Here is a 19,339-nt window from a genome sequence, read left to right as displayed (position 1 = left end):
ACGTTGATAGGCAGGGTGTGTAAGCGTTGTGAGGCGTTGAGCTAACCTGTACTAATTGCCCGTGAGGCTTAACCATACAACACCCAAGGGGTTTTGATGGACTCAATGCAAGAGCATTGAATGTGTAAATAGAACTTAACATCAGTTTTCCAGATTAAAGAATTTGCTTGGCGACCATAGCGATTTGGACCCACCTGACTTCCATTCCGAACTCAGAAGTGAAACGAATTAGCGCCGATGGTAGTGTGGGGCTTCCCCATGTGAGAGTAGGACATCGCCAGGCTTTAAATTTAGACTTAAATGTCTAACCAGTGCGGAGCGGTAGTTCAGTTGGTTAGAATACCGGCCTGTCACGCCGGGGGTCGCGGGTTCGAGTCCCGTCCGCTCCGCCACTTATTCGAGAGTCGTCTCATTAAACACGAACAACAGGGGTGTAGCTCCAATTGGCAGAGCAGCGGATTCCAAATCCGCGTGTTGGGAGTTCGAATCTCTCCACCCCTGCCATATTCAAGGCTCTAGTCGAAAGACTAGAGCCTTTTTCGTATTTGTATCTCAAGATCAAAGCAACGGATCCCCTGATACTCAAAACAGCGCGTGTTGGGATCTGGGGTGCCAGCTCAGTCGAACCTCTGGATAGTCAGGTCCACCCCTGTCATATATTAAACCTCAGACTACGCGTCCCGGCAGCAATGCTGGGGCTTTTTCGTTTCTGCGGCCTTTTCAAATTTATCTCTGAGAGACGGTATTTAAAGTGCAGGCTGCTCCGTAGGCCTATAAGTCATCTCTTCTCAAGTAACCTAGCAACAGTTGTGTGCCTTAAGGTATTTAGGCTTATGCATGCCTGCAAGCTCTCAGCGTGATAAGAGAGCGAGTTCCTGTTATTATCGGCGCTGAATTCTAATAATTAGGAAGCAAGTCTATGCCACATCTTCGATTTAGAGCTGTTGAGCCTCAAACGGTTCAAGCGCTATCAAAACCTCTTACCGATGAACTGCAACCATTAATGGATTGTCCTCGTGAAGATTTCACTTTCGAATACATCTACAGTACATTTTTTAGCGAAGGTGAAGTAAGTGCTGCTTACCCTTTTGTTGAGGTGTTGTGGTTTGACCGTGGGCAAGAGACTCAGAATAAAGTAGCTAAAGCGATTACTGAGCAAGTTCGTTGTATTGTCGGTGAAGATATCGATGTTGCGGTAATTTTCTCTGCACTCTCTCCTAAAGGCTACTATGATAATGGTGACCACTATTAAGGAATGAGCGTGATGAAGCTGAGTCTTTCTTTTTGTTTAAGTTTTCTATTCTCAGCTTCTCTTTATGCTACTCCGTGGGAGCAGGTCTCTGGTCCCACAAGTAACACATCCTCCTCTATCGGCAGTTATGCGAATGGCTGTTTAGATGGTGCTTCTCCTCTCCCGCTTGATGGTATTGGTTATCAGGTTTTACGCAGTAAAACGAAGCGTTACTATGGGCACCCTCACACGATAAGCTTTGTTGAAGAGTTAGCGAAAAAAGCCAATCAAGATCTCAACACAACGTTACTTATTGGGGACTTATCCTTAGCTCGCGGTGGACGTTTTTCTTCGGGCCACTCTAGTCATCAAACAGGCTTAGATATTGATATTTGGCTGCGCTTGGCTGATGAACCGCTTTCTTATAATGAGCTTCAACTTCCAAAACCCATGAGTGTCGTCGATCTTAAAAAATATAAGATTCTAGAGCACCGTTGGGAAGATAGGCACTTTGAACTGATTCGAAGTGCAGCGAAGAGTCAGGATGTTGCTCGTATCTTTGTTCATCCAGTGATTAAAGAGCAGTTGTGTAAGCAAGAAGGTGAGAAAGACCGAAATTGGTTACGTAAGGTTCGCCCTTGGTGGGGGCATCATTACCACTTCCACGTAAGATTAACTTGCCCTGAGTCGAGCTCTAATTGTGTTAACCAAGCGCCGCCACCTGCAGGAGATGGCTGTGGAGCAGAGTTAGCAAGTTGGAAGCCGAAAGCAACGCCTCCTCCTGTGACAAAAAAAACGAAGGTGACGCCTAAACCTAAGAAGAAAAAGATACTGCCTGCACAATGTCAGCCGCTTATTACGCAGAAATAGGTGGCAAGTCCTACCAACGAAATACCAAAGATGCTTTCTCTTGATCTCTATTATGAAACTGGAGAAAGATCATACTTTTGTCTACAGTGAATAATACCAGTACAAAAACTGACCTTTTGGGTTTTTGTGACATATTATAGAAATCTCATATAAACAAAGAGTTGCATGGTTTTTAAGTGTGGTAGCAATTCAATATTAAGAAAGATCTTTTCGTCGCGATTCTCTGATTTCTTAACAATATGTCTGTTGGTTGGTGAAGGACAAACGACAACGCAGACAAGTGTATTGAGATGGGTAAGGAGGCTTTTCCCCATCGAGAGTTAATCAAGGATAAAACCATGACTATGATTTGTGCAAAAGAGTTTGCAGAGTGGTTAAGACACAGATTTAGCAGTGATACTAAAGGAGTCTTTTTGACTCGAGAGGATGTTAATCACCTGACTGGGCGCCAACGCCTTGACCCAGGCTTTGTTAATGACGTGCATTACGAGCTGATGCAGTATGGAATGGCTTTCGTTACTGATACAAGTAGGGAGAACTTTTATCTGATCCCTGTCTCGCAAGCTGAAAATTGGCGTGAGAGGCTAGAGTATCACTTCGAGAAAGAGCTGTTTTGTAATATCTATCCTATCGAAAAATCGGGTTAAAAAAAGGTTCAACTTTGTCGGCAAAGTTGAACCTCTTTCGATTACGCTAACCCTTGAATAATCACAAACTTCTCTAGCAATTGCTCTTCAGTTTCGACATGATTTGGGTCGGTAATAATGCACTTCGTTATTGGGCACACCGACTGACATGTTGGTTTTTCGTAGTGACCTTTACACTCTGTACATAGAGCAGGGTCAATCTCGAAAATGCTGTCACCCATAGTAATTGCACCGTTAGGGCACTCTGGGTCACACATGTCACAGTTGATGCACTTATCGGTAATAAGTAGTGCCATGATTACTTACCAGTTGGGTTACGTGTATCCTGACCAGCATTTAAGTTACGCATTAACAGACCGTATTCTAGATCCATATCTTCTGGAACTGGGATAAATACGAAGTGACCGTTACCTTTTGCGTCTTCAATTGATTCTGACTTACGGTTTTCCATCGCTTCTAGCGTGAAGATTACGTTGCCTTTTGGCGTCATTAGTTCAAGGCTGTCACCAACGATGAACTTGTTCTTCACTTCAACTTCAGCCATGTCACCACGACGTTTGCCAGTGAATTCACCAACGAACTGCTGAGCATCAGATACAGAGTAGCCGTAATCGTAGTTTTGGTAGCTGTCGTGAGTGTGACGACGTAGGAAGCCTTCTGTGTAACCACGGTGAGCTAGGCTTTCTAGCGTACCCATTAGGCTTTCATCAAATGGACGACCAGCAACTGCGTCATCAATCGCCTTACGGTAAACCTGAGCCGTACGCGCACAGTAGTAGAAAGACTTAGTACGGCCTTCAATTTTAAGAGAGTGAACACCCATCTTAGTTAGACGCTCTACGTGTTGGATTGCACGCAGGTCTTTCGAGTTCATGATGTAAGTGCCGTGCTCGTCTTCGAAAGCCGCCATTTTTTCTTCTGGACGGTGACTTTCAGAAAGCAATACCACTTCGTCAGTTGGTTTGCCGCGACCGATAGTCGTTTCAGGGCGTTCGTCAGCGACTTCGATTGCTTGAGCTTCGTTTGGATCGAATGCTTCAACAATTTGGCCAGCGTCGTTTTCTTTGCCTTCTTCTACTTTGTATTCCCAACGGCATGCGTTAGTGCAAGTGCCTTGGTTAGGGTCACGTTTGTTGATGTAACCAGACAGTAGGCAGCGACCAGAGTAAGCCATGCATAGAGCACCGTGAACGAAAACTTCTAGTTCAGTTTCAGGACAGTGCTCGCGAATTTCTTCGATTTCTTCTAGAGAAAGCTCACGAGAAACGATCACACGCTCAACACCGTTAGCAGCCCAGAACTTCACAGTTGCCCAGTTTACTGCGTTCGCCTGTACAGACAGGTGAATTGGCATTTCTGGGAACGCTTCGCGAACCATCATGATAAGACCTGGATCAGACATGATAAGTGCGTCTGGGCCCATTTCTACCACTGGCTTAAGGTCACGGATGAAAGTTTTAAGCTTAGAGTTGTGCGGTTGGATGTTACATACCACGTAAAGCTTTTTGCCTAGGGCATGCGCTTCGTTGATACCGATTTGTAGGTTTTCGTGGTTGAACTCGTTGTTACGTACGCGAAGGCTGTAGCGAGGTTGGCCAGCGTATACTGCATCTGCGCCGTAGGCGAATGCGTAACGCATGTTTTTAAGGCTACCTGCAGGAGACAGTAGCTCGGGTACGAATGCTTTCTCTGTTGTCATTGCTCAATTCTCTTAGTATCTGATCACAAGTCAGGCCAATTCCACCTCATGGAAATGGGGCGCAAATTTTACGTCAAAATGTGACCTGTGACTAGGAGAATTATGGTTTAGATAAACAAACGCCCTCAAAAAAAGTGAGGGCGTTATGATTAATCTTTGTACGAAATTAAGCGTTAGGGTTTGGCAGACCGCCCAATGCTTCGTATAGATTTGGTAGGAAAGCGCTGAATTCGCCACACATTAGAGAGAAGTCTGCGTCGAAGCGAGCAGCCTGATCTTCGCGTGGGATGTCATCGTTTTGATCTTTTAGTTCATCAGAGAACTTTAGACGTTTGATGCCAGAATCTTCTGCCATGATGAATTCGATACGATCTTGCCAGTTTAGTGCTAGCTTAGTCACAACTTTGTCTGCAGCGATGTGGTTGCGGATTTCATCGGTTGTAAGCTCTTGCTTCTTACAACGAATCACGCCGCCTTCTTCTAGCACAGACTTAAGCTCAGCTTCGTCCATCATAGAAATGCCTTGTGGCGTTTCACCGGTTTTCACCCATTCAGTCAGAGTCGTTTCGATCGCAACTTCAGGGATTGCAGGTACAACAGGTAGGCTACCCATTGTTTTACGCAATAGCGCTAATACGTCTTCTGCTTTTTTGTAGCTGCTTGCATCAACAAGGATGAAGCCTTCTTTTGGCATGATCAGTACGTAAGTGTGGCTGCTGCGGCTAAACGCCCGTGGCAGTAGGTCCATTACGATGTCATCTTTCAGGTTGTCTTTCTCTTTCTTTTTAAGAGGACGACCTTCCTGTGCTTCCATTGCTTCTACTTTTGCGTTTAGTGAATCTTTGATCACTGAAGCAGGCAGCATTTTCTCTTCTTTCTTAGCGCAAATCAGAATGCGGTTTTCAGAAACGTGCGTCATCATGTCGCCATTTCTACCCATCGCGCTAACCCAGCCAAACTTTTGTTTATCTTGGCTGCCACAAGGGGTGAATCGGAACTCGGCTAGTTGAGTTTCCAGTTGATCGGCGTTGAAGTTAACCTCGCGGTTAACGCGGTATACCAGACAGTTTTTAAACCACATAAATCTTCTCTAGGCTTGATGACAAGGGACTAATCATAGGGAATTTTCCCAGCGTTGTCCTAATTGAATTGAAAAAGATCATGATGAATCTCAAAAGAAAGTTATATGAAAATTTGTTTTCAAAGGTCACAAAAGTGTCATAATTGGTAGTAATAATGCTTATGCATAGAGGGGCGCTTTGTCCTTTAAATTCATTAGCTCAACTAACATAAGGTTATTCAATTATGTCTAGAAGGATTCTGGTTGTTGAAGACGAAGCTCCGATTCGCGAAATGCTATGCTTCGTGCTTGAACAGAAAGGTTATCAAGCAGTAGAAGCAGAAGATTACGACTCTGCGGTAACCAAGCTGGCTGAACCCTTCCCGGATTTAGTGCTACTAGACTGGATGCTACCAGGTGGCAGTGGTATTAACTTCATCAAACACATGAAGCGTGAAGAGTTAACTCGCAACATTCCCGTTGTAATGCTGACAGCTCGTGGTGAAGAAGAAGACAAGGTTCGTGGCTTAGAAGTTGGTGCGGATGACTACATCACCAAACCTTTCTCACCAAAAGAGTTGGTTGCTCGCCTTAAAGCCGTTATTCGTCGCGTAACACCGACTGCGCTTGAAGATGTGATTGATGTACAAGGTCTGAAGTTGGACCCTGTTTCTCACCGCGTAACCGCAAATGATGAAGCGGTTGATATGGGGCCAACAGAGTTCAAAATGTTGCACTTCTTCATGACGCACCAAGAGCGTGTTTACAGTCGTGAACAACTGCTAAACAATGTTTGGGGTACCAACGTGTATGTAGAAGACCGTACCGTTGACGTACACATTCGTCGCTTGCGTAAAGCACTTGAAGCGGCAGGTCACGACAAACTTATCCAAACCGTTCGTGGCGCAGGATACCGTTTCTCGACGAAGGCATAATATCGCTAGCAGCTTATCAATACCATTTCTGGAGTAATGAGTGGTTGAAAGATTAACTTGGAAAAAGCTGGCCTGGGAGCTGGCTTTTTTTTACACCCCTTGGGTGATCATAGGATGGATATTCGGTTATATGCCGTGGTTGCTTCTGGCGGCCACGGCTTTGCAGCTTGTCTGGCATCTGCATAATCAGGTTCGCTTATCGGCTTGGTTATGGGATGAAAAGCGTCTGACCCCACCATCAGGTAGTGGTAACTGGGAATCTTTGTTTAACGGTTTATACCGCTTACAACAACGTCAGCGTCGAAAACGTAAAGAGCTCACCAATTTAATTCGCCGTTTCCGTAATGGTGCTGAATCGCTACCGGATGCGGTAGTGGTTTTTCGTGCTGAAGGCAATATTGTGTGGTGTAACAAGCTTGCTCAGCACCTTTTAGGATTCCACTGGCCAGAAGATTCTGGACAGCCTATTTCTAATCTCATCCGTACTCCTGATTTTATCAAGTACATCAACAAGCAAGATTTCTCTGAGCCGCTAGAAATGCGCTCGCCGCTCAACGTCGAACGTATGTTGGAATTGCGTATCGTGCCATACACTGAAGGCGAACACCTGATGGTGGTGCGTGATGTGAGCCAACTTAAACAACTTGAAGGTATGCGTCGTAACTTCTTCGCTAACGTATCCCATGAGCTTCGTACACCGATGACGGTACTGCAAGGCTATCTTGAGATGACGGAAGACCCAGACATGATTGTTGGTCCTATGTGGACGAAAGCGCATGGGGTGATGACAGAGCAGCTCAACCGCATGAACAGTTTGGTGAATCAGCTTCTGACGCTGTCTAAGATTGAAGCGGCGCCAATGCATGAGTTGGAAGATGTGGTCAATGTCCCTAGCATGTTAGAAGTGCTAGAGAAGGAAGCGGTAAGCCTAAGTGGTGATGATCAGCATCAGTTGAAGTTCGACGTTGATTCTAGCCTGCGTGTGCTCGGTGATGATGACCAACTACGTAGTGCGATCTCTAACTTGGTGTACAACGCAGTGAAATACACACCACCCGGTGCACACATTAACGTTCGTTGGTATCAAACTGCACAAGGTGCTTGTCTAGAGGTTGAAGACAGCGGTGATGGTATTGAGCCGCAACACTTACACCGATTGACCGAGCGTTTCTATCGCGTTGATAAAGCTCGCTCACGCGATACCGGTGGCAGTGGCCTAGGTTTAGCCATCGTTAAGCACGCGTTGAGCCACCATGACTCCCATCTTGAAATTTACAGTGAAGTTGGTGTCGGCAGTAAGTTCTCCTTCATCTTACCAAGTCGCTTGGTGGTGAAGTAATGAGTGTCGTATCCAAAGCTATCAAGCAAATCACTCTAGCTACGTTAGTGCTTTCCAGCGTGGCTGTTGCACAAGATAAACCGCTGCCGAATTATCAAAAGACAACGGGTATTGCGGGCAATTTATTGTCTGTCGGCTCGGATACGTTAGCGGGCATGACCACGCTTTGGGTGGAAGAGTTTAAATCTATCTACCCAAACATTAATGCTCAAGTACAAGCGTCTGGCTCATCGACTGCGCCGCCGGCGTTAACGGAGCAAACTGCGCAATTCGGTCCAATGAGTCGCTCAATGCGTATGCGTGAGATCGAAGCGTTTGAGCGGGTGCATGGTTACAAGCCAACGGCTCTTCGTGTTGCGATTGATGCGATTGGCATCTTTGTGCATCAAGATAACCCAATCAAAGGGCTCAATTTCCATCAGTTGGATGCGATGTTCTCAGCGACTTTACGCTGCGGCGAAAGTGAGTTCATCACCAACTGGCGTGAGCTAGGCATCAAAGCTGAGTGGGCGAAACGTAATTTGCAGCTATTTGGTCGTAACTCAGTATCGGGTACCTACGGTTATTTTAAAAGTAATGCGTTGTGTGGCGGCGATTTTAAAACTCGTGTGAACGAGCAACCGGGCTCGGCGTCAGTGGTACAGTCTGTGGCATCAACGATCAGTGGTGTAGGTTATTCAGGCGTAGGTTATCGCGTGGCGGGGGTTCGTTTAGTTCCTATTGCGAAAACAGGCTCCGATTACGTTAGCCCTGTGCGTGAAAATATTATCTCAGGTAAGTATCCACTATCGCGCTACCTCTATGTATACGTGAATAAACATCCGGATTATCCGCTAAGCCCAATAGAAGCTGAGTTCATTCGCTTTATGTTCTCTGCCCAAGGGCAAGCGCTGGTTGCGAAAGACGGTTATGTTCCGATTACTGCCGATTTCGCTGCAGAGGAATTAAAAAAGGTCGGTTTATAAGCCGACCTTTTTCTTTATCTCATTGAGTTCGTGGTTAGAAGTTCAATGCCCATCCTGCGCTTTCCCAGCGTTGCTGCTCTTCCTGCAAATCGGCATCGAGCAGTTTGTTATTCTCCAACCAATCTTCTTCTACGCAGGTAAGTACCCACTTATCTTCTTCTATCGATAATGTCAGCTCGGGTAGCGGGTCATCATTGCGTTGACCGTTGACCACAATCGCTAGACGCAGAATCTTAATTAAGTTGATGATGTCACTCTCTTTGTAGAGGTTGAACTCTGGGAACTCATTCAACTTGAGGGATTTACGTTGGAAGCGAGCTAAAGTCGCCAATACCAATTGTTGTTCGCGGTTAAAGCCGGGTAAGTTGGAGTGCAGCAGAATGTAGAATGAGTGACGATGGAAACCGCGCAGACTGATGCTCAAGCCGACTTCATGCAGTAAAGCCGCCCATTCAAGTAAATCAAACAACTCACTCTTCTTCTTGATTCCAAGTTCAGAACGAACATTGCACAGCATCTCTCTTGCATGACCTTTTACACGTGCTGCGTGTTCGATATCAACGCGATGTTGTTTTGCTAGGTTTTCTGTGGTGCGCATACGAATATCAGAACGAGCGAAGCGTTCTTCCATCTCGTAGAGCAGACCTTCGCGTAATGCACCATCCGAGAAGAACATCTGGTTGATTTTTAGTGATTGAAAGATGGCAGACAAAATGGCCACACCAGCGGCAAAGACTGGCTTACGCTCGTCGGTCAGACCAACTAGTTCAATATCATCAATGGACTCAAATTCGCACAATGTATCGATGAGCTTACCCAAACGCTTATTGGTGATCAGCCCATCTTCATGACCTAAACCTATCAAGACTTCGCGAATCGCTTTAATAGTACCTGAAGAGCCGAGAGCAATATCCCAGCCTTTCTTACGGTATTTTGCAGCAATGGATTCCATGCGCTGCTCTGCGGCGAGAATCGCTTTGCTGAAGTTCTTGCGCGACAGTTTGCCATTATTGAAGAACTGTTCGGTAAAACTCACACAGCCCATTTGCTTACTGTTGAGAAGCTCTGGCTCAAACTCTTGACCAATGATCATCTCGGTACTGCCGCCGCCGATATCGACGACCAGTTTGGAGTTAGACTCCGCTTGAGTGTGCGCGACGCCGAGGTAGATGAGGCGAGCTTCCTCTTCACCCGGGATGATTTCAATTGGGAAAGGCAGCACCTCTTTGGCTCTTTTTATAAAAAGGTGGGCATTGTTAGCGCGCCTTAAAGTGTGGGTGGCTGCAATTCTTACGTTTGAAGCTTCAAAGCCTTGCAAGCGTTCGGCGAACATTGCGAGGCACTCAAGACCTCGCTCCATTGCAGCATGGCTAAGATTGAGCTCTGAGTCGAGTCCGGCAGCTAAGCGCACTCGCTGTTTATGGCGGCTGACTAATTGCAGGTCACTTCCAACAACTTTCGCCACCACCATATGGAAGCTGTTCGACCCAAGGTCAATGGCTGCAATATGGCGTACATCTTGTTCAAGTATTTGAGGCATCTGCTTTTTGTTTTCTTGTTTGCTTCTCTATATTTTTAAGATAGTCGTAGATGGCAACTTGTGAGCGAACTTTTTTACGATTACCTCGCGCTACGTAGCTGTTGCTCATCTCTTTATCTATCAAACGAGCCTTTACTGTATCGGTAAAGTGAATGTTAGTTATATCAATAATTCGCTGTTTCAAACGTGGATCACGAACCGGAGCGGCAACTTCTATACGATGATCGATATTTCGCGTCATCCAGTCCGCTGATGAAATATAAACCTGCGGGTCGCCATCATTATGGGTGATCACGACACGAGGGTGTTCGAGGAAACGGTCAACAATACTGATGATGCGAATGTTCTCGCTCACGCCTTCAATACCCGGGACGAGTGAACACATACCGCGGATGATCATATTAATTTTCACCCCAGCATTGCTTGCCCCATAGAGTTTATTGACGATGCCTTTGTCGACTAAGTTATTCACTTTGATCGTCAGTGCTGCTTTCTTGCCGGCTTTTGCGTTGGCAATCTCCCCATCAATTAAACGGTAGAGTTGTTTACGCGAATTGCGTGGTGAAACGATGAGGTGGTTAAACCTGACTGGACGATATGGGTTCTCGATATAGCCAAAGACGTTACGAACTTCATTGGTAATTTCTTGATCTGCAGTTAGCAGTGCGAAGTCGGTGTAGATGCGTGCGGTTTTCTCGTGGAAGTTACCTGTACCGATATGCGCGTAACGCACGATTTCACCTTCTTCGCGGCGGCTGATCAGGAGCAGTTTTGAGTGAATTTTTAGACCCGGCGCACCAAAGATAACGTGCACGCCTGCATCGGTGAGAACCTTTGACCACTCGATATTGGCTTCTTCATCGAATCGGGCTTGCAGCTCCACCACCACTGTTACGCTTTTGCCATTGTGCACTGCATCGATCAGTGAGTTCATCAAGCGCGAATCTTTGGCAACGCGGTAGATATTAATTTTAATTGCCAATACTTTAGGATCGAAGGAAGCTTGGCGAACCAGTTCAGAGATGTGATCAAAGGTGTGATAAGGGTAGTAAAGCAAAATGTCTTTGGCTTTGATCGCATCGAAACTGTTGGCATAGCCTTCGAAGTCGGCACACTTCATCGGTGGCATGGGTTTGTTTTCTAGGTACTCACGACCAACATTTGGGAAGCCAATGAAGTCTTTAAAGTTGTGGTAACGACCACCGGGAATCAAACTGTCGTAGTTGGAGATTTGCAGTTTGCTACACAAGAAATCGAGCATCTCTTGCGGCATTTCACGCTCGTAAACAAAGCGCACTGGCATAGCGGTTAAGCGTTGGTTCACTCCTTCAGACATCTGTTCGAGCAAGCTGTATTCGATTTCTAGGCGTAAATCGTATTCGGCATCGCGGGTCATTTTCATCGCGTAGCCATTTAGCTCATCATAATCGAAGAAGCCTTTAAACAGCTCATCCAAACAGTAACGGATGATGTTGTCGAGCAGAATGATGGTCTTGCGACGTTTGCCTTTTTGCTCCGGAACCATAACGAAGCGGGGTAGGTGGTCAGTTGGGATTTCGAGTAAAGCGTATTGGGAATGATCGTCTTTGCGCAGATCGACGGTAATGTAGGCGTATTCGTCTTTTAGAAACTGCAACACATCGATGTCATCTTTAATCAACAGCGGAGTGATGTGTGGCATGACTTCTTTGCGAAAGTACTTGGTGATCCAGCGTTTTTGCGTGTCGTCCAGTTGATTTTCATTAACCAAGAAAATGCGGCGTCGCGCCATTTCTCGGATCAAGTCACCGTACAGTTCGTCAAATTGTTCGTTCAGCCTCAATGCTTTGGTTTGCATCTTAGTTAACAAGTGCTTAGAGTTATCGCTTCCACCTCGTTCTTGGCTGATCAAGATCCGACGTTTTACGTCTGCAAAGCGAACCTTGTAGAACTCATCTAAGTTATTGGAAAAGATCCCCAGAAAGCGAATACGTTCGATTAGGGGGACGGTTTTATCAGCGGCTTCTTGTAATACTCTCTCGTTAAAAGACAACCAACTAAGTTCTTTTTCTATATAGAGTTTTTCTGCGCTCATAACCTTACCTAGCCTAAAATGAAGTAAATCCGCACTCATCTGTGGGATAAAAAAGATGAGCCTGAACATTATGAGGTTTACGTTACAGATTTATTTCATAACACGGTCTGCATAAGAGTTGTATTCTTTTCAGTTGTTTAATGTGATCTGTAATATAATTGTCATCTTAACGACATATTCTAGTACTAAGTCAAAAAGGGTAGAGAGATCAATGGCACAAGCCGAGTTTTCATTGCAGGAAAAAGATAAAAAACGATTGATCAAAGATCGTTTGGTTCGATTTGCAGTGACATCCGGTGGTGTAGGCGTTCTTGCTGCTCTTGTGTTGATCTTCGTTTACCTTGCAATGGTGATCATTCCTCTGTTTTCTGATGCAGAGATCGAAACCAATTATGCCGCTCGTGCCACCCAAAGCGGGAAGCCACTCGCAATTTCCGTTGATGATTACTCTCAAATCGGTCTGGTGTTAACCCAATCCGGTGAAGTGCGCTTTCTTCCTCTCGATGATTCCAGCAAACCAGCGCTGTACACTCAGCAGATAGCCAACAACCCAGTGGCATTTTCTCAGTCTGCGCCGGGATTAGGTTGGTATGGTTTGGTTGATGACCAAGGCAAAGCGCACATCTTTAAACCGGAATTTAACGCAACACTGCGCGAAAACACTCGCCCACCAGAAGTAGTGCCGTTTCGCACTTCAATGGATATGCAACTGACAGATGCATCCGATCCTGTTAAGAAGTTTGTTTTTAGTGCTTCTACGCAAACGCCAACCCTTGTTTGGCAAACACAAAGCGGCGTAATAAAAGCGCGTTGGCAAGTTCCTCAACTATTAGATGCATCACCTGTTACCCATGATTACACCTTCTCTTCAGGTTTTGATGCGCCAGACCAAATGTTGCTGACGCCAGATGGCAATAACCTTTACTTGCGCAATGGTTCAGAGCTGATTGTCTTGGTGAAAGGTGACAATAAGTTCTCAGTGCGTGAAGTGATCGATCTGACTCAGGGGGATAAAAAGCACTCTGTGAGAACGATGGATTTGTTGGCTGGGGCGTATTCTCTGCTTGTTACGCATAACGATGGTCGTGTATCGCAATGGTTTGATACGTTGCAGGGCGACCAGCGAACTTTGACTCACATTCGTGACTTCAAGTTGGCGTCTGAGCTGAAGTATTTACTTCCCGATTCACACCGCAAAGGTTTCTACAGCTTTTACACCAACGGTACGTTGCAAAGCCATTACACCACCAGTGAGAAGTTGGTGTTGTTTAAACGTGCCTACAAACAAGCGCCAGTGATGGCAGGAATGTCGAATAACGAGCGCTACTTGATCACATGGCAAAACGACGAATTAAATGTCGCGTTTGTTGATAACCCGTACCCAGAAGTCTCTCTGTCCTCCTTATGGCAAAAGGTTTGGTATGAAGGTTACCCAGAGCCCGAATTTGTGTGGCAATCTACCTCAGCCAGTGATGACTTCGAGGCGAAATTCAGCTTAGTGCCAATTGCGTTTGGTACCATCAAGGCGGCAATGTTTGCAATGTTGTTCTCGGTACCACTGGCTGTACTGGGCGCAATTTATACCGCTTACTTTATGTCACCACGTATGCGCCGTGTGGTGAAGCCATCCATCGAGTTAATGGAAGCTTTGCCTACGGTTATCATCGGTTTCCTTGCCGGACTTTGGTTCGCCCCGATTGTGGAAGACCATTTGATTACCGTTGTGGTGATGTTGTTCGTTCTGCCTCTGAGCACCATGGTGATGGGCGGTCTATGGGCGCTGATTCCACAGCCGATACGTAATCGCCTGCCAAACGGATGGCATGCTTTAGTCTTAATGCCTTTGATTTTGCTGTTGATCGGTTTGGGTGTGTGGGTATCACCAATGCTTGAACAAGCCTTCTTTGGCGGGGACATGCGTTTGTTCCTAACTGACCATGGCATTGGCTTTGATCAACGTAACGCGCTGGTGGTTGGCTTGGCGATGGGCTTTGCGGTTATTCCAACGATTTTCACCATTGCCGAAGATGCGATTTTCTCTGTGCCGAAACACTTATCGGATGGTTCATTAGCACTTGGCGCGACGCCATGGCAAACCCTGATTTATGTGGTTCTGTTAACAGCCAGTCCGGGGATCTTCTCGGCAATCATGATGGGACTTGGGCGTGCTGTGGGCGAAACCATGATTGTATTAATGGCGACAGGTAATACGCCATTAATGGATTGGAACGTGCTAGAAGGCTTGCGTAGCTTGTCGGCGACCATTGCGGTTGAATTGCCAGAATCGGAAGTGGGCAGTTCGCATTATCGATTGTTGTTCCTATCGGCATTAATTTTGTTTGTCTTCACCTTTGCGGTGAACGCCTTGGCGGAATGGGTTCGTCAAAGACTAAGAGATAAATATCGTGCGTTGTAATCAGTTAACGAAAGAGCGAGTAATAGCGTGTTAAATTGGATTCGTTCTGGCGCACCTTGGATTTGGTTAACCGGGGGAGCGGTAAGCATCAGTCTGCTTTCTGTCCTCGGTTTATTGCTATTGATTGGCTGGAAGGGGCTTACTTACTTCTGGCCTGCGCCACTTTATCAATGGAATGTTGCTGCGCTGACTCCGGTGCAGGGCGAAGTGCTGCATGAAAATTCGATTCTGGTTGGTCAGGTTTACGAGCGCAGCTTTGTGCCAAGAAGTTACCTACCAGAAGAAGCGGCGAATAAACTCGCGGATGACGAAGAGTTTGCGACGCGCCTAAACATCAAAATTGCCAACCGTGAATTGTACCCAGCGGACTTTATTTCTGTGTTGAGAATGCAGTTGGATGATCCAACTACGCCGGGCGAATGGGCAGTGATTGAACGCAGCAGCGGTGGCTACTTCTTCGGTAAGTTTGTTGCCTTCCAAGATGGTAAAACGCGTTACGAAAACAACATTCAAAAGCTTTTGGATCAAAAACTCGATGATGCCGAAACCTTGCATCACGAAATTGATATGCTGGTGGATGACCAAGTAAAAGACTTGGGATGGCAGTTAGAGCAGCTTCGTTTAGACAAACGTAAGCATGAGCTTAACGACACCATCACTGAAGACTTTTTAGCAAACAACAGCAAGCGTAAGGCAGAAATTGAAGCTGAGTTAGCCAAGCTAGACATGCAGCTTGATGGACTGCGTTTGGGCTTCTCTGATTATGCGCTGATTGTCGAAGATATGACTGGGACTCAAGTTTCGATTCCATTAGAAGACATTTTGGACTACTGGTATCCAAACCAAATGTCACTGCCTGAAAAAGTTGCCCATTGGGGGAAACAGGTTTGGAAGTTCTTATCCGAAGACCCTCGTGAATCGAACTCTGAAGGTGGTGTTTTCCCAGCGATTTTCGGTACGGTTTTCTTAGTTATCATCATGTCGATCATCGTGATGCCATTGGGTGTGGTTGCGGCGATTTATTTGCATGAATACGCTAAGAACAATGCCCTAACTCGGGTGATCCGTATTGCGGTGATTAACCTTGCAGGTGTTCCTTCTATAGTTTACGGCGTATTTGGTTTGGGCTTCTTTGTTTATACCATTGGTGCCTCAATCGATAACCTGTTTTATGCCGAGCGATTACCCGCTCCAACCTTTGGCACGCCGGGCTTGTTGTGGTCGGCATTGACGCTAGCGGTCTTGACACTACCAGTGGTGATTGTCACCACAGAAGAAGGTTTAACCCGTATTCCGAGTTCAGTTCGTCATGGTTCGTTAGCCTTGGGCGCAACGCAGTTCGAAACGCTTTGGCGTGTGGTTTTGCCTATGGCAACCCCTGCGATAATCACTGGTTTGATTCTTGCGATTGCTCGCGCTGCGGGAGAAGTAGCACCATTGATGCTGGTGGGGGTCGTGAAATTAGCTTCGAGCTTGCCGGTGGATGGGCAATTCCCTTATGTGCATTTGGATAGAAAGTTCATGCACCTAGGCTTCCACATTTACGATGTCGGATTCCAGACCTCGAATATCGAAGCTGCGCGTCCGTTGGTTTACGCGACTTCCTTCTTACTCGTGACGGTTATTGTCGGACTAAACTTAACAGCAATCAGTATTCGTAATAATCTGCGAGAGAAATACCGAACTTTAGGACAAGATTAAGCATGTTTAACTTTGATAATACATTAGGTTATGAGCCGCCATTGGATGTGCACAACCTGACGGATGAACAAACGGCTATCTCGATTGAGAACCTTAATCTTTTCTATGGTCAGGCTCAGGCGCTGCACGACATTTCCATGCGCATTCCAAAGGGGCGCGTAACCGCATTCATCGGGCCGTCAGGTTGTGGTAAATCCACATTGCTGCGTTGTATCAACCGTATGAACGATTTAGTCGAAGGTTGTAAGGTGACGGGGAAAGTACGTTTGCACGGTAAGAATGTGTACAACCCAAGTGTGGATGTTGCCACGTTGCGCCGTCGAGTAGGCATGGTATTCCAGCGCCCAAACCCATTCCCTAAGTCGATTTACGAAAACGTGGTTTACGGTCTTCGTTTACAAGGTGTGAAGAACAGTCGTATGCTGGACGATGCGGTCGAGCGTTCACTGCGTTCTGCGGCATTATGGGACGAGGTAAAAGACCGTTTACATGAAAACGCATTTGGACTTTCTGGCGGTCAGCAACAACGTTTAGTGATTGCTCGCGCCGTCGCGATTGAGCCAGAAGTACTATTATTGGATGAGCCAACGTCGGCTTTGGATCCAATCTCAACTTTAACTATTGAAGAGCTTATCAACGAGCTCAAGACTCAATATACTGTGGTTATCGTTACCCATAACATGCAACAAGCAGCGCGCGTCAGTGACCACACTGCGTTCATTCACATGGGTAAGTTGATTGAATACTCGGATGCGGATTCGATCTTCACCTCTCCAATGAAGAAACAAACCGAAGATTACATTACAGGTCGTTACGGTTAAGCCGCGACCTTTCAAGGATTAAAAGGAAAGCCATGCACTTTGGACGTCACATCTCAGGACAATTTAACGTAGAGCTAGAATCGATTCGTACCCATGTACTCACCATGGGAGGCTTGGTAGAACAGCAGTTGTCGTATGCTATTCAAGCCTTGCATAAAGAAGACATCGAGCTGGCGCGTAAAGTTGTGCGTGATGATCACAAAGTCAACGCGATGGAAGTGTCGATTGATGACGCTTGTACTCGCATTATTGCCAAGCGTCAGCCTACGGCAAAAGATTTACGCTTGATCATGGCTATCATTAAGACCATCACAGATCTTGAGCGCATTGGCGATGTTGCAACGCGTATTGCTTACGTGGCGATTGAAAGCCCATCATCGAAAGAGCGCCAATTCCAAGTCTCGTTAGAGCCTTTATGTCGTCAAGCAATCCAAATGTTACACCAAGTGCTCGATGCGTTTGCTCGCATGGATGTCGAAGCCGCTGCAGAAGTGCACAAGCTTGATGATAAGTTGGATGCGGAATACGAAGCGGTGATTCGTCAGCTGATGACTTACATGATGGAAGATCCGAAAAACATTCCACACATTCTGCAAGTGATGTGGTCTGCACGTGCCATTGAACGTGTAGGTGACCGTTGCCAGAACATCTGTGAATACATTATCTACTTCGTGAAAGGGAAAGATGTACGCCACCTAGGTGATCAAAGCATCGATGACGTACTGAAATAACCTTATAACCGCAGACCAAAACCCACAGAGAAATTAATTGCCGTATCGGTAAACGTGTGGGTTTTGTCGTCTTTAAAGATATCCAAATCCGCTCCTGCCCTGACTGAGAGAATCGGATTCACTTGATACACATAAGCACCACCGATGCTCAGTCCTGTCGTATCTCTTCTTTCTTCTTTGTAAGTCCCATCATAACTGGCTATACCAAGGCTGGCTTGAAAACCCATTTGTGGCTGGTGGTCAAACATGTGTTGAAAACCAATGCGATAAGCATCGATGGTTTCATCAAAGTTTCCACTAGTGTAGGTCACTCGAGAGTAATCAAAATAGAGCGCATCAAAGCCAGCGACATCATTGGTGCCAAATTGAATACCAGCGCCACGAAACGAGCCAACTTTCACTTCTGGAGAAATAAATACACCAGAAGCTTGGGCTGAAAGCGGTGTGATAATCAGGGCAATAAGAGAAAGGGTGCGTTTCATAGTTCTACCTAAAAAGATGCCTTCCTTGGCAAATGGACTTACTGAATGAACTTGTGCTTACTTAAAGCTGATTTGGACACCAACGCCGCCAGCAACGTCAGAGGAAGAGTACTTACCCGATGATTCGTAGTGGAAGGTGCCTGATAAACTAACTTGGTCTGTTAGGCCGTAAGCACCACCAACCGCGACCGCTTCTTTGCTACCTGAGAAGCCAACACCTGCACCGATGGCCAGTTCGCCATGAGTCGCATAAGGACGAGCGTTGGTGACAGCATGTAGACTTGCGCGAATACCATCCATTTGTTCTGCTTGTTGGTTTAGGCGGTAATCGTATTCTGCTGCTAAGCCTTCTAAATGGTTAAGACGATCATCCGTTGGATTATTTTCGATAGGGTTTGATGGCAGTTGTGGCGTTGGGCGGTCTGGAACATGAGGAACGCCATTATCGACTTCTGGAAGCGTTGGATGTTCAGGTGCCGCTTCAATTGGTGGTGTTGGCGATAAATCTGGGCGTGGACGATCTGGCACACCAGGAACACCGTTATCAACTTCAGGCAAAACCGGTTGCTCTGGTACCCCTTGAATTGGGTTGGTTGGAGTGCCTGGGTTTGGGCGATCTGGAATGTGGCCTGCGAATGAGCTGAAAGAAGCAAGAAGGGCACTAGCAGCAGTAAGCTTTACAAGTTTATTTGTCATGTCTGAACTCTCAATAAGTAAACGAGGAACAGCATCCTTACTGTAAGCAATCGCTCTTTCTAAATTCCCTTTGAAGCAGGGCTATCTTATTGAGAAGTATTTTTTATGACTAAGCAGGTCTAATTATTTTGG

At 46.2% G+C, this 19,339-nt stretch carries 17 protein-coding genes, 2 tRNA genes and 1 rRNA gene; 13 read left to right on the top strand and 7 right to left on the bottom strand.

From position 1 onward, the window contains the following. Positions 1-166: 166 nt before the first annotated feature. From rrf to ATB78_RS24295, 6 genes are all read left to right on the top strand, one after another. Positions 167-283 (top strand): 5S ribosomal RNA (gene rrf / locus ATB78_RS24320). A gap of 32 nt (positions 284-315) precedes the next feature. After that, positions 316-392: transfer RNA gene (locus tag ATB78_RS24315), tRNA-Asp, on the top strand. A gap of 35 nt (positions 393-427) precedes the next feature. Beyond that, positions 428-504, top strand: a tRNA-Trp gene (locus tag ATB78_RS24310). A 415-nt stretch (positions 505-919) separates the two neighbouring features. Then, positions 920-1,252 (top strand): DUF1904 domain-containing protein, encoded by a 333-nt coding sequence (locus ATB78_RS24305; protein ID WP_061010856.1) that lies wholly within the window; start codon positions 920-922, stop codon positions 1,250-1,252. A 12-nt stretch (positions 1,253-1,264) separates the two neighbouring features. Then, a complete protein-coding gene (gene mepA, locus ATB78_RS24300; protein ID WP_061010855.1) occupies positions 1,265-2,101 on the top strand; it encodes a penicillin-insensitive murein endopeptidase in 837 nt (278 codons plus the stop codon). Between the two features lie 338 nt (positions 2,102-2,439). Continuing rightward, positions 2,440-2,748, top strand: a complete 309-nt coding sequence (locus ATB78_RS24295) for a hypothetical protein (protein WP_009705551.1) — start codon at positions 2,440-2,442, stop codon at positions 2,746-2,748. A gap of 41 nt (positions 2,749-2,789) precedes the next feature. Here ATB78_RS24295 and ATB78_RS24290 read toward each other — a convergent pair whose 3' ends face one another. From ATB78_RS24290 to rdgC, 3 genes are all read right to left on the bottom strand, one after another. Further along, the gene (locus ATB78_RS24290; protein WP_005445273.1) at positions 2,790-3,044 is read right to left on the bottom strand and encodes a YfhL family 4Fe-4S dicluster ferredoxin; all 255 of its coding nucleotides are present in this window, start codon (positions 3,042-3,044) and stop codon (positions 2,790-2,792) included. 2 nt (positions 3,045-3,046) lie between these two features. Continuing rightward, positions 3,047-4,447 carry a tRNA 5-hydroxyuridine modification protein YegQ gene (yegQ, locus tag ATB78_RS24285; RefSeq protein ID WP_005440369.1) on the bottom strand — a complete coding sequence of 467 codons (1,401 nt, stop codon included), beginning with the start codon at positions 4,445-4,447 and terminating at the stop codon, positions 3,047-3,049. Positions 4,448-4,613: 166 nt separating this feature from the next. Then, positions 4,614-5,528 (bottom strand): recombination-associated protein RdgC, encoded by a 915-nt coding sequence (rdgC, locus tag ATB78_RS24280; RefSeq protein ID WP_061010854.1) that lies wholly within the window; start codon positions 5,526-5,528, stop codon positions 4,614-4,616. Positions 5,529-5,752: 224 nt separating this feature from the next. On the opposite strand from rdgC, the gene phoB reads away from it, so the two are divergent. From phoB to ATB78_RS24265, 3 genes are read left to right on the top strand one after another with little or no spacing between them, the layout of a single operon-like run. Continuing rightward, positions 5,753-6,442: a phosphate regulon transcriptional regulator PhoB gene (gene phoB, locus ATB78_RS24275; RefSeq protein WP_005424836.1), complete on the top strand. Its 690-nt coding sequence runs from the start codon at positions 5,753-5,755 to the stop codon at positions 6,440-6,442. Between the two features lie 40 nt (positions 6,443-6,482). After that, positions 6,483-7,781 (top strand): phosphate regulon sensor histidine kinase PhoR, encoded by a 1,299-nt coding sequence (gene phoR, locus ATB78_RS24270; RefSeq protein ID WP_005445279.1) that lies wholly within the window; start codon positions 6,483-6,485, stop codon positions 7,779-7,781. Then, positions 7,781-8,746 carry a phosphate ABC transporter substrate-binding protein PstS family protein gene (locus ATB78_RS24265; protein WP_061010853.1) on the top strand — a complete coding sequence of 322 codons (966 nt, stop codon included), beginning with the start codon at positions 7,781-7,783 and terminating at the stop codon, positions 8,744-8,746. The genes phoR and ATB78_RS24265 overlap by 1 nt, the downstream gene beginning before the upstream one ends. A 34-nt stretch (positions 8,747-8,780) precedes the next feature. Here the strand turns inward: ATB78_RS24265 and ppx are convergent, their stop codons facing one another. Together ppx and ppk1 are read right to left on the bottom strand one after the other, a co-directional pair. Further along, positions 8,781-10,286, bottom strand: a complete 1,506-nt coding sequence (ppx, locus tag ATB78_RS24260; protein ID WP_061010852.1) for an exopolyphosphatase — start codon at positions 10,284-10,286, stop codon at positions 8,781-8,783. Next, the gene (gene ppk1 / locus ATB78_RS24255; RefSeq protein ID WP_053053269.1) at positions 10,270-12,360 is read right to left on the bottom strand and encodes a polyphosphate kinase 1; all 2,091 of its coding nucleotides are present in this window, start codon (positions 12,358-12,360) and stop codon (positions 10,270-10,272) included. Before ppk1 ends, ppx begins: the two co-directional genes overlap by 17 nt. A gap of 211 nt (positions 12,361-12,571) precedes the next feature. On the opposite strand from ppk1, the gene ATB78_RS24250 reads away from it, so the two are divergent. From ATB78_RS24250 to phoU, 4 genes are read left to right on the top strand one after another with little or no spacing between them, the layout of a single operon-like run. Continuing rightward, positions 12,572-14,776: an ABC transporter permease subunit gene (locus ATB78_RS24250; protein WP_050936957.1), complete on the top strand. Its 2,205-nt coding sequence runs from the start codon at positions 12,572-12,574 to the stop codon at positions 14,774-14,776. A gap of 27 nt (positions 14,777-14,803) precedes the next feature. After that, positions 14,804-16,477, top strand: coding sequence for a phosphate ABC transporter permease PstA (gene pstA / locus ATB78_RS24245; RefSeq protein WP_061010851.1), 1,674 nt, complete (start codon positions 14,804-14,806; stop codon positions 16,475-16,477). A gap of 2 nt (positions 16,478-16,479) precedes the next feature. Further along, a complete protein-coding gene (gene pstB / locus ATB78_RS24240; RefSeq protein ID WP_005424834.1) occupies positions 16,480-17,298 on the top strand; it encodes a phosphate ABC transporter ATP-binding protein PstB in 819 nt (272 codons plus the stop codon). A 32-nt stretch (positions 17,299-17,330) separates the two neighbouring features. Then, on the top strand, positions 17,331-18,029 hold the full coding sequence (gene phoU / locus ATB78_RS24235; protein WP_005440349.1) for a phosphate signaling complex protein PhoU: 699 nt from the start codon (positions 17,331-17,333) through the stop codon (positions 18,027-18,029). A gap of 2 nt (positions 18,030-18,031) precedes the next feature. Here phoU and ATB78_RS24230 read toward each other — a convergent pair whose 3' ends face one another. Continuing rightward, positions 18,032-18,511 carry a hypothetical protein gene (locus ATB78_RS24230; RefSeq protein ID WP_039841911.1) on the bottom strand — a complete coding sequence of 160 codons (480 nt, stop codon included), beginning with the start codon at positions 18,509-18,511 and terminating at the stop codon, positions 18,032-18,034. Between the two features lie 57 nt (positions 18,512-18,568). Next, positions 18,569-19,207: a YadA C-terminal domain-containing protein gene (locus ATB78_RS24225; RefSeq protein WP_020194975.1), complete on the bottom strand. Its 639-nt coding sequence runs from the start codon at positions 19,205-19,207 to the stop codon at positions 18,569-18,571. Between the last annotated feature and the right edge of the window lie 132 nt (positions 19,208-19,339).

Origin of the sequence: Vibrio sp. CUB2, from assembly GCF_001557945.1 — a bacterium.
Classification (GTDB): Bacteria; Pseudomonadota; Gammaproteobacteria; order Enterobacterales; family Vibrionaceae; genus Vibrio; species Vibrio owensii.
This window is presented reverse-complemented; position numbering and strand designations above follow the sequence as displayed.